10 protein-coding genes and 1 pseudogene are annotated in these 10,161 nt (G+C 68.3%); 6 read left to right on the plus strand and 5 right to left on the minus strand.

Translation table 11 applies throughout. From position 1 onward, the window contains the following. Positions 1-168: 168 nt before the first annotated feature. Together G3I71_RS44225 and G3I71_RS44230 are read right to left on the minus strand one after the other, a co-directional pair. A complete protein-coding gene (locus G3I71_RS44225) occupies positions 169-645 on the minus strand; it encodes a hypothetical protein (RefSeq protein ID WP_164324440.1) in 477 nt (158 codons plus the stop codon). A gap of 42 nt (positions 646-687) precedes the next feature. Further along, positions 688-1,137, minus strand: a complete 450-nt coding sequence (locus G3I71_RS44230) for a hypothetical protein (protein WP_164324442.1) — start codon at positions 1,135-1,137, stop codon at positions 688-690. Positions 1,138-1,246: 109 nt separating this feature from the next. Here G3I71_RS44230 and G3I71_RS44235 point away from each other — a divergent pair, with 109 nt between their 5' ends. After that, positions 1,247-1,597: a hypothetical protein gene (locus tag G3I71_RS44235; RefSeq protein ID WP_164324444.1), complete on the plus strand. Its 351-nt coding sequence runs from the start codon at positions 1,247-1,249 to the stop codon at positions 1,595-1,597. 78 nt (positions 1,598-1,675) lie between these two features. Here the strand turns inward: G3I71_RS44235 and G3I71_RS44240 are convergent, their stop codons facing one another. The 3 genes from G3I71_RS44240 to G3I71_RS44250 all read right to left on the minus strand — a co-directional run bounded on the left by G3I71_RS44240 (position 1,676) and on the right by G3I71_RS44250 (position 2,935). After that, positions 1,676-2,197, minus strand: a complete 522-nt coding sequence (locus tag G3I71_RS44240) for a hypothetical protein (RefSeq protein WP_203732970.1) — start codon at positions 2,195-2,197, stop codon at positions 1,676-1,678. A 61-nt stretch (positions 2,198-2,258) separates the two neighbouring features. After that, positions 2,259-2,465, minus strand: coding sequence for a hypothetical protein (locus tag G3I71_RS44245; RefSeq protein ID WP_203732972.1), 207 nt, complete (start codon positions 2,463-2,465; stop codon positions 2,259-2,261). 272 nt (positions 2,466-2,737) lie between these two features. Further along, positions 2,738-2,935, minus strand: coding sequence for a DUF6207 family protein (locus G3I71_RS44250; protein ID WP_239149736.1), 198 nt, complete (start codon positions 2,933-2,935; stop codon positions 2,738-2,740). A 178-nt stretch (positions 2,936-3,113) separates the two neighbouring features. On the opposite strand from G3I71_RS44250, the gene G3I71_RS44255 reads away from it, so the two are divergent. The 5 genes and pseudogenes from G3I71_RS44255 to G3I71_RS44275 all read left to right on the plus strand — a co-directional run bounded on the left by G3I71_RS44255 (position 3,114) and on the right by G3I71_RS44275 (position 10,095). Next, positions 3,114-3,503 carry a hypothetical protein gene (locus tag G3I71_RS44255; protein ID WP_164324450.1) on the plus strand — a complete coding sequence of 130 codons (390 nt, stop codon included), beginning with the start codon at positions 3,114-3,116 and terminating at the stop codon, positions 3,501-3,503. Positions 3,504-4,124: 621 nt separating this feature from the next. Further along, a complete protein-coding gene (locus G3I71_RS44260) occupies positions 4,125-7,187 on the plus strand; it encodes an FG-GAP-like repeat-containing protein (protein WP_164324452.1) in 3,063 nt (1,020 codons plus the stop codon). A 319-nt stretch (positions 7,188-7,506) separates the two neighbouring features. Next, positions 7,507-8,604, plus strand: a pseudogene (locus G3I71_RS44265) (transposase); the annotation flags it as partial. 301 nt (positions 8,605-8,905) lie between these two features. Continuing rightward, positions 8,906-9,268, plus strand: coding sequence for a hypothetical protein (locus G3I71_RS44270; RefSeq protein WP_164324454.1), 363 nt, complete (start codon positions 8,906-8,908; stop codon positions 9,266-9,268). 5 nt (positions 9,269-9,273) lie between these two features. Beyond that, positions 9,274-10,095: an ATP-binding protein gene (locus G3I71_RS44275; protein ID WP_164324456.1), complete on the plus strand. Its 822-nt coding sequence runs from the start codon at positions 9,274-9,276 to the stop codon at positions 10,093-10,095. Positions 10,096-10,161 lie beyond the last annotated feature (66 nt).

A 10,161-nucleotide genomic window follows, 5' to 3' on the forward strand; every position in this document is an offset into this window, starting at 1 on the left:
CCGACGCCATCGCGCACCCCTCGCTCACGGAGCGGAAACAAGACGCCGCATGCCTCCCTCACTACGAGCGAAACCATGCCTGACCAGCAGAGATCAAGCGATCATGTTCGGTTGAGATACGGCTTCTGAACTACATTCGCTTGGTTGGGGTCTGACCGACACGTACTGTCAAGTGACGACTTCCACGGCAGCGGGTCGGGGGAACGGCATCACCTCCCATCCCAAGGGCCAGTCCGGATCTCGTTGCTCTGCGGCCTCGACTTCAAGGCGCCGGGGAACACACCATGTCCACCATCGAGCACCTTCCTCGGGGCGGTCAGGCCATGGAATCGTCGCGCGGCGATGGCGAACGTCGATGCAATCGAGTTCCGGTTGCCTGATCGCGCGAACGCGTGAGGGCAGCAGCGGCCAGACTGCCGCGAGCGCGTTCCGGCACGAGAGATCGTGGTCGAGTTCCGGCGGGCACCACGAGTAGCCCTCCTCCACCTCGTCCACCAAAGCGCTCCACTGTGCGAGGAGGGAGTTGAGGGAGCGGGCTTGTGCTCCACCTCCGGTGCTGGTGACACGGGCGAGAGCTGCCCTGACGGCGTCGTACTCTTGAGCGCTCAGAGCGATTTCGTCCGTGTGACTGTCTGCCGGATCCATGCGGCGACTCCTGCTGAACTTGATGGGACGGCGCGGGTGAACTCACCTGTTGTCAGAGCTGATTGTCGCGCTCAGAGCGCGCAAAGCGTCGTCGTATTGGTGGCGGTCGAAATGGAACGGGCCGAACGCCGTGTAGTCGCGTGTTGTGCGGTGGGGCTGCTCGAAAGCGTCCCAGGTCACGAGGTCGGCCGTCGCGGTGATGCGAACCATGAGCGGCCAGCATCCCCACTCGCCGCATTCACAACCCAGAACCGGTGTCTTCGGCCCCATCGCGTTGGTGGACCGTCCGAGGAAGTGGTCCAGCATCGGGCCGAACCGGAAGAATTCCGGGATCAGACCGCCATAGGCGTCGCCTGCGGGCTTCATCCCGGCCGCGATCTCGAACCCGTCGATCAGCTCCGGCAGTGGTGCTCCGTCGATGCGCGGGACGATCATGAGCGCGCCCGCATCGCCACGGTGCTGGCACGCGAACCGGATCTCATTGCTCGTCATCCAGAGATTGTCTCAGCGAAGCCGATCCCTCCTCCCCGATGGGTTGAGCTGGGGGTCTGCCTGGCATGCCGAGGTTGATCGCCGTGTCGCCGGGAGTTCGTCGGTCCATTTGAGCAAGCTTGTCTTGGGCGCCAGCCAGGCTGACCCGGAGTCCTTCGACCTCCCCGAGCCAGCCCTCGCGCTCGGCCTCGGCGATGCGGGCGACGAAGTTGTCGCGGATCTCCCCCAACCGGCCGCGCTGGGCCGGTTCCGGCCGGAGGGGAGAGCAACGAACGCAGGCGTTCTCATGAATGCAGGCGGTGCCGTAGGCGCGGGCGCAGGTGCCGACGGAGAGTTTGCGGCGTTCGAAGTGGCCGAGGAAGTCTTCCCATTCGGCGTCGGTGGGGGTGCGGTACTCCTCGGCGGGGCGCAGGGGCGGGTGATGAAGGCGCGGTGGGCTTCGATGGTCTCGGTGGGGTAGACGGCTAACGGTGGAGTCGGGTATCGGAACTGCCTGAATACCCCCACTTCAAGCCCTCGTGGCGGGGTAGCGGCAGCGTCAGTCGTCAGCTGCGACGAGGAGAGTGAGTGACGCTGCCGGGCGGTCGATGAGGACGAGTTCGTGGTAGTCGATGTGGATCGGGCCGTAGTCGTGGAACGCGCCCTCGGGAAGCTGTCCCAGCAGATATCTGCTTGTTGCCTTGCGGATCGGGGTGTAGATCTCCTGGCGCAGGTGTGATGCGAGCGATTCCGGGACGTCTCCATACTGGTTGGCCCAGGAGTGGACGACATCGACCGCCATCTCGGCATCGACGGTCTCGTAGGCGTCAGGGGCGATGCGGTCGAGCCACCACTGGCCATGCCGTGGCCAGTCTTGAACGCCGGCTCCGTCGTACGTGTCCCGAAACTGAGGATGCGCGATCAAGGCAGCTAGCACGTCTCGGTCGTCAAGCGCCTCGGACGACAGCTGGAAACGCTTGGCAGCGACCCAGCGGTAACCGTGAGAGCCCCTGCCGAAGTCGAAGTCCCGGAAGTTGATGAAAGGGCTGTCCAGGTGGACGAGGGCGGGCAGTGGTTCCATGGTGGTCATCGTAGATCTTGAGGCTACTCAACCCGTCGGTGATCGGCGGTCTGACCAGTGACTATTCCTGCCGGTGCCCATGTCCGAGACCGGCATTTCCGCTCGGATGCACGGCTGGTGAAGTCGTGCGTCGGCTGACCTCGGCTGCGTAGGTGGCCCAGTCCCCGGCGGCGGCCCGCTGCCATTTGGCGGCGACGGCGACGGTGATGTCGATGCCGAGCGTGCGGGCAAGGACAGGGGCGGGCAGTTCGGTGGCGAGCTGGAACACAGCGCGGTCGAGCGGGTCTGTGCGCGGCGGATGCCGAGTTCGCTGAGTCGTTCGCCCATGGCCCAGGTACTGATCGGGCGGCCGGGCTGGCCTCCGGGGAAGAGCCAGGGTGAGTCCGTGCGGCCGAGGACGGCATGGCTGCGGCGAACCGTGACTTGGTCGAAGTAGATCGAGTCGTCCTCCTTGCGGAGCCACTGGTCGGGTGACTGCGGCTACCCGACCACGGCCTGGGCGCCGTCGGCCATCCGCCCCGACCATGGCAGGTCAGCGCGCTACGACACCTCGCCCGCCTCGCCTGTCGGGTGCTGTGGGTTGAGTTCCTGGCGCACGTCCAGGTGGCAGCGCAGCCTGACGCCGGGCTGCCCCGGATCCCGGGTCGTACGGTCCGCCGTTGCCGTCGCCCACCGCGCGGCGAGCAGCTCCTGGACGGCGAAGGCGGTCTGGTCGTCGCACGCCACGATCTCCACCATGGCAGTCCCTGGCCGTTCCACATGCACTTCGTTGATCGGCCCCATGTACGCCACTACGCTCCGGCGCCCGAAAAGGTTCTGCGATCCGGCCGTCTTCACCCGACCGAGTAGGGTCCGGCATGGCGGCCATCGGTCAGGGTCATGATCAGCACTTTGCAGCCAGTCCGAGGGGTATGCCTTGCACAACGACTACCCGACCTTCCCGGGGTTCAAGAACGTCAGTCTGGAGGACAGTTACGTACTGGACATCGCGGTCCACCCTGGGGTTCTGACCCTCAGACTCGATCTGCTGCTCCTGCCGGGCCACCCCGAATACCTGCCCCCGCTACCAGGGGAGCGTGCCTGCTTCCGACAGGCCAGAGTTGTCTTCTCATCCGTACGTGACCTGCACTGGGCGGGTCAGAGTGTCATCAAGCCTGCGATCGACGCGAGCGGCAGTGCCGACTTCGGTTCTGTCGACTCTCTGAGCAGTCTCCACGGCGGTTACAAGATCCTGGGCGACTGGGGCGAGATCATCCTGCGGTCAGACGCGCCTTCCTTGTCCATCGATCCGGCCCCCACCCCTTGATCCAGCAGGTAGCCAGCAAGAAGATCGAGGAGCCGCTGCGCCGGTTCTACGCCGCTACGCCTCCCGCGGATCTGCCCGCCGACGTGTGCTGAGGTGAGCCGCGTGGGTCGGATGGGCTCCAGGGAAAGTACTGGGCTGGGTCGCAGTGATCGGATCACGCCCGTGGGGTGTGCCGGCTGCAGTCGTTTCCAGACCGGTGCGTCTGAGCGGTGAGACCGACCTCGCCCCTGGACCGGGACTCCGCCGTCCGCCCTGCTGCGCCGCCATGCGCACGGTGAAGGCCCGCCGGGCCGTGTGGCCGGTGCGGCGCGAGCTGCCACTTCGCCGGAGCGACGGATTGTTCCCGGACGGTTCGGTGGCTGAAGGCGGTCACAGCGGTCTGTCGGGGGTGCGGGCGAGGAACTCCGGGAAGGAGCTTCGTACCAAGGCCTCGGTGTCGGCGTCGGCCCGAGGACCTCCGTACCAGGGTCGGCCCCGGGGTGAGGGGATGACAACCGGGGATTCCCGTCGCCGAACCCGTCTGTTTCCCTGCCGCCGTACAACGTCCTCGGGTCGGTGTGCGTCTGACGAAGCGGTACGAGTCGGAAAGCCGGGCACGAAGACCACATGGGGGTGGGACGCTTGAGACGCACGATTTTGCGTACGGCGCCGAGAGGAAAGCGGTCGAGGGCGGGGGCGGTGCCGGTCGCGGCGGCCCTGGCGCTGGTGGCCGGGCTGCTGCAGTTCGCGTCCGGACCGGCCGTCGCGGCGGACGACGGGGACATGCCGTCCGTCACGCTGACCGGCGAGCACCGGGTGGTGCCGAGGCAGGTGAACCTGGTCGCCGTGGACGACTCCGGGTACCTGTCCGTGAACGAGCTGAACAATGGAGCGTCACCAGCGACATGGACCGGCCGTGACGGCTCGACCAGGGAATTCCGGCGTTATGGCACGACGAACGCCTACAACGGCGGCCTCGGACTGGAACGAGCCGCGGGGACGACGAACCTGTACCAAATCCGGCGCTACGCCACCAACCAGGTGACCCGGTTCTACGTACCCGCCGGCGACAGGGCCACCAGGATCTTCGCCGAGAACCGTCTGGTCGTCGCCCGCAAGGTCGACGAGAAGTGGACGCTCCGGCTGCTGGAGATGCCGGCGGGCGGCGGAAAGCTGATCGACCGGCCGGTGACCGGCGTGGCGGACGACTTCAGCGGGACGATGCTCGAAGAGGCCTCGGACACGCGAGGGGCCGCCTTCTGGTACAAGCAGGCCGGCGGCGCCAACCCCTGGCGCACTGCGCTGCTCGACTTCGCCACCGCCGCGGTGACGTACGTACCGAGCGACGACTTCGGCCTCCTGGAACGCCCCCATCTGGCCGGCGACACCGTGCTCTTCTACGCCATCGACAAGGCATGGCAAAACTCGCGCCTGTATGTCATCGACCGGAGCCGTCCGCAGGCCCCCGGGCACGTGATCGACCTACCGCGATCCGTTCTCCTCAAGGCCCGCGCGATCGGCGACTGGTTGATGTACCCCGACGAGGACAGCAAGAACGCAATCCGCGCGGTACCGGTGACCGGCGGCCCGGCGCGCACGCTGCTGCCCGCCTCGTCCGGCAGCTTCGTCGACGGCGACGACGGCAGTTTCTCCATCGCGGGCGGTACGGACGCCGAGCACTGGGCGATCCAGCACGTCACCCTGGGCGCGGACGGGGTCCCGGCCTTCGAGCCGGTGGCACCGCTGCCCGCGGTCTCGGTGTACGAGGCCGGCGGCATCGCCGTCGACCAGGGGCGGGTGCTGCTCGGCACCGAGCACGCGAACGCGCCCGGACTGTACGACGGCACCGATCTCACCGGCACCGACATTTCGCAGGCGGCTGACGGCACACTGACCGCCGCCCCGCGAGAGAACATGGGCGACCTCGGGTACGAGGTGCACAACCCCGACTACAGCTACTGGGCCACCTGCTACGGCCTGTGCCTGCGGTTCACCGGCACGGGGGAGGGCACTCTTCCCCCGCCGGGGGACGGGGTGTCGGGGGACGTCCTGGCGGCGTCCGGCTCCTACATGGTGATCACCCGGGGTCAGGGCAAACTGCAGGTGCGCGACGGGAGCAAGGTACTGGCCACCGGCTCCTGGCCGGCCGCCGCCCTGTGGGGGAACACCCTGTGGGTGGCGACCGCCCCGCAGGGCGCGACCGTGTACGAGAGGTACTCGCTGCCGTCCATGCGGAAGCTGGAGAGCGTGGCGATCGCCTCCTGCCTCCCGACCGATCTACAGGTGGTGAACCGGTACCTCTACTGGTCCTGCGGGCCGGACGACGAGGCGGGCGTCTACGACCTGGACCGACAATCGCAGCAGGAGGTACCGCAGGGCTACGCCCGGCTGGGCGACGGTTACCTGGTCTCCCAGGACGACGACGCCGGCAAGCTGCTGATCACCTACCTGAAGGGCGCCGTCCCCGCAGACCGGGCCGGCACGGAGGAGCTCGGCCCGCTGCCGTCGCCGCCGTACGCTCCGGCCGACCGGCGCGGCCGGTTCTGGAACGTGGACCGGTTCGGCGGTCCCGTCGCCTACCAGACGGCGTCCGGTGACGTGACGGTGAAGTGGCCGCAGGTGACCAACTCCCCGCTCACGGCGACCCACTCCACCGTTCCCACCTCCGTCGACCTGCGCAAGGGCGGCTTCGGGGGCACCTGGTACATGAACAGGCCGACCGCGAGCTGGAAGCTGACCGTCACCACTCCCAGCGGCGCCGTCGTACGGACCGTCACCGGCGGCCCGGCACACGGGGAGCTCACCGCGGGCTGGGACGGGCGCACCGAGAACGGGGCCTTGGTCCGCACCGGCTCCTACCGGGTGAGCCTGACCGCCCGGGCCGCGAACGGCGCGACGACGGACACGCCGATCTACGACGGGCCGCTGACGGTACGGTCGCTGGAGCGGCACGACTTCGGCCGGGACGGTATCGGCGACCTGATCACCTTCGACAGCGCGGGCAGGCTGGCGATCCAGCCCGGCACCGGGCGCGGCACCATCGACAGCGCGCACAGGACCCTGGCCGGTGGCTGGCCCACCTCGTCGACTCTCGTGCCGTTCGGTGACCTGAGCGGCGACGTGTGCAACGACCTCCTCGTCCGGGACTCCGCCGGGCGGCTGACCCGGTACGACGGCACCTGCGGCAAAGCGTTCACGCCCAGGACCACGCACCGCCTGCTCGGCACCGGTTTCGGCGGGTACAACGCGCTGACCTCGCCCGGCGACCTCACCGGTGACGGGCTCGCCGACCTGGTCGCCCGTGACAAGGCGGGTGTGCTGTGGCGGTACTCCGCAGACGGCAAGGGCGGCCTGACCGACCGGGTACGGCTGGCCGCGGGCCAGGGCGGCTACACCCGGCTGGTCGGTGCGGGCGACCTGAACGCCGACGGCATCGGCGACATGGTCGGACTGGACGGCAGGGGCGCGCTCTGGCGGTGGCTCGGCGACGGCAAGGGCGGCTTCGGCGCCCGGGTCCGGATCGCCCAGGGCATCAGCGTCAACGCCCTGGCCGTCCCCGGCGACCTGACCGGCGACGGCCGTCCCGACCTCGTCGGCCGGGACAGCGCGGGCGCCCTGTGGCGCTGGAACGGAACGTCGGCCGCCACCTTCGGCACGAAGACCCGCATCGCCACCGGCTGGAACGGCTACACCGGCCTGTACTGACTCTCGGGCTGAACCACGCGGTGGGCCCCACCTCGCTGGTGGGGTCCACCGCGACAGCACAGCTCGACGATCTCGGATGGAGCCGGTGGTTGACGCTCAAGGGGGTGTTAGTTGGTGTGTCGGGTAGTGGTTGACCTGGTGTGTTGACGGTTGGTTGAGAAGGGGAGGGGAGTGCTTCGGGCTGGGGGTGGGGGTGTGGGCTGGGGTTGTGTTTGGCGGCTGACGACCACCGGCCCGGCCCGGGCGGCCCGTCGGCGCAAGGACGTTGTGCAGCGACCTTGCCCCGACACCCTGTCCAGCCCGGCCCGGCTGTTCTGACGTCTACGGACGCTCGGGACGCTCCAGCGACCAGTTCATCCCTGGCTGGCCGTACTCGTTCGTCGCCGCGCTGGAGACGGGCCGTACCTTGTGGTGCCAGCTGCTGGACGCGGTCCGCCTCGGCCCCGACGACGATGTCGCCGAAGTCACCGCCCGGCAGGTCCGCCGCGTCGTGAACGACTTGATCGGCCAGGGCCAGTGGGAGGACGGCGACCCGGACATCCTGGTCGTCTTCGACGCCGGCTACGACGCCCCGCGCATGGCCTACCTCCTCCACGGACTGCCCGTCGAGGTGCTGGGACGGACGCGTGCGGACCGTGTCATGCGACGGCCGACACCCTCACTCAAGGAGTACGCCCTGTGCTATCCCCAGGGCGGGCGACCGCCGAAGCACGGCAAGGAGTTCCGCTTCGCCAGGCCCGATACCTGGGGTGAGCCCGGCGCGGAGACGGTGCAGGTCACCGACCGCTACGGCACCGCCCAGGCCATGGCCTGGGCCCGCATCCACCCCCGGCTCACCACTCGCAGCGCGTGGATCGACCACGACGGCGAACTCCCCATCATCGAGGGCACCCTCATCCGCCTCCAGGTGGACCATCTGCCCGGCGGAGGTGACCCACTGCCCGTCTGGCCGTGGTCTTCCAAGACCGGCATGACCAGCGAGGACGTCGACCTGCGGTGGCAAGGGTTCTTGAGGCGCTTCGATCTTGAACATACTTTCCGTTTTGTGAAGCAGACGCTCGGCTGGACCCGTCCCAGGCTCCGTAGTCCCGAGGCCGCGGACCGGTGGACGTGGCTCGTGATCGCGGCACATACCCAGCTCCGGCACACCCGCGAGGCCGCGGCCGATCTCCGCCGCCCCTGGGAGAAGCGGGCCGAGCCCGCCCGGCTCACCCCGGCCCGCGTCCGCCGGGGGTTCAGGAACCTCCGCCCTCACCTGCACAGTCCGGCCCGTGCACCCAAACCCTCAACTCCCGTCCGAGGAAGCCTACTTGGCTCGAAGAACCGGCGACCCGCCACCCGTTACGACGTGGGCAAATCGACCAGGCGCCCAGAGAGCATCGCTGAACGTAATCATCTCAAAGCTCACAAACCATAAAAAACAAGCTGAGACGCCGGGGGCAGCACCCGGCCCGACTCCCAGGTCCTTTCACTCGATGCCCTGGAGGGCCTGATCAGTGACGCAGACGGATGGAAATGTCAAATGGAGCCCCGCAGGGACTGGCGCGTACGTAACCTGCCAGAGCATTGCTCGGAGTCGAGGGGGGAACTCGGTCATGGATCCGGTCACACTGGCAGCCGCTGCGGGATCCGCGCTCGTCGGGGCTATGGCCACCGATGCCTGGGCCAAAGTGCGGGACACTATGGTCGCCGTGTGGTGCCGAAGTCATCCTCAACAAGTGTCGGTGGTCGAGGAGGACATGAACCAGCTCCGGAGGCAAGCTCTGGCGGCCCGGGAGCAGGACGACGTCCCGGGACGGGAGGCACTCGTTGCGGAATGGCAGCGCCGACTGGCGGAGCTGCTCGAGGACAACCCTGAACTCACCGACCACCTGGATCTCGTACTGCGCGAGGTGCTGTCTCCGTCCCTGCGCCGAGCGGAGCCTGGGGACGTCTACCAGCAGGTCAATGTGTCCCGTGAGAGCCCGACCTTCGCCGTGCAACGGGGAGACCTGCACTACTACGAGGGGAATTCCGCCAGAGAAGGGTCCCGAGAGGGGAATTCCTCGCGGGAGAGCCGCGACCCTGGCAGCGCTGGATGAGTGTCATGCCTGGCGCGGAAGACGGGGAAGAGGGGGACGTCTCCAGGAGCGGCGAGCGCGGGGGGCCGGATGTGTATCGGCAGATCAACACGGCGTACCCGGGCGGGAGCCTGTATGTGGTGCAGCGCGGTGACATGCACATCCGAAACGGTCACCCGGTGTATCGCGTTGAGCCCTTCCCCGCCTCGCCGCCACCGTTGACCGCCGACGAGGCAGCGGCCCGGCCCAGCCGGTTGCTGGCCGCCGAGTGTGAGGTGATCGGGTTCACCGGGCGCCGTGACGAACTGGCCGAGCTGGCTGCCTGGCGAAACGACGAGGACAGGGGCCTCTCCGTGAAACTGGTGCACGGGCCCGGCGGACAGGGCAAGACCCGACTGGCTGCCCGGTTCGCGGCCGACTCGGCCGAGCAGGGTTGGACCGTGTGGGCCGCGCACCATCTGAGTGACCCGACCTCGCTGACGACGGTTGCTCCGGGGGATAGCAGTCCGCGGCTGGTCGTCATCGTGGAGTACGCCGACCGATGGCCCACCGACGACCTGCAGTTGCTGCTGGGCAACGCGATGCTGCGCCACCCCGAGCGAACCCGCGTCCTGCTGGTGGCCCGCCCCGCCGGAAGCTGGTGGCCCGCACTGCGCCACCGGCTCCGTGACAAGCTGCGCCTTGACGTAGCGCAACCACTGGAGCTGGGGCCCATCACCGCTGACACCACGATGCGCGGTCAGCTGGTGGCCGCCGCACGCGAACAGTTCGCTGCGGCACTGGGCTTAGAAGCCGTATCTCAACCGATCATGGAACGTGCGGGTCGAACAGGGTTCCTGGTCGGGTGATCTTCCCGTTGTACGCGCGTAAAGACAGGGCCTCTCGGTAGCTCGGGGATGCGAATCTGACCGAGC

It is taken from the genome of Streptomyces sp. SID12501 (assembly GCF_010550245.1).
Lineage (GTDB): Bacteria > Actinomycetota > Actinomycetes > Streptomycetales > Streptomycetaceae > Streptomyces.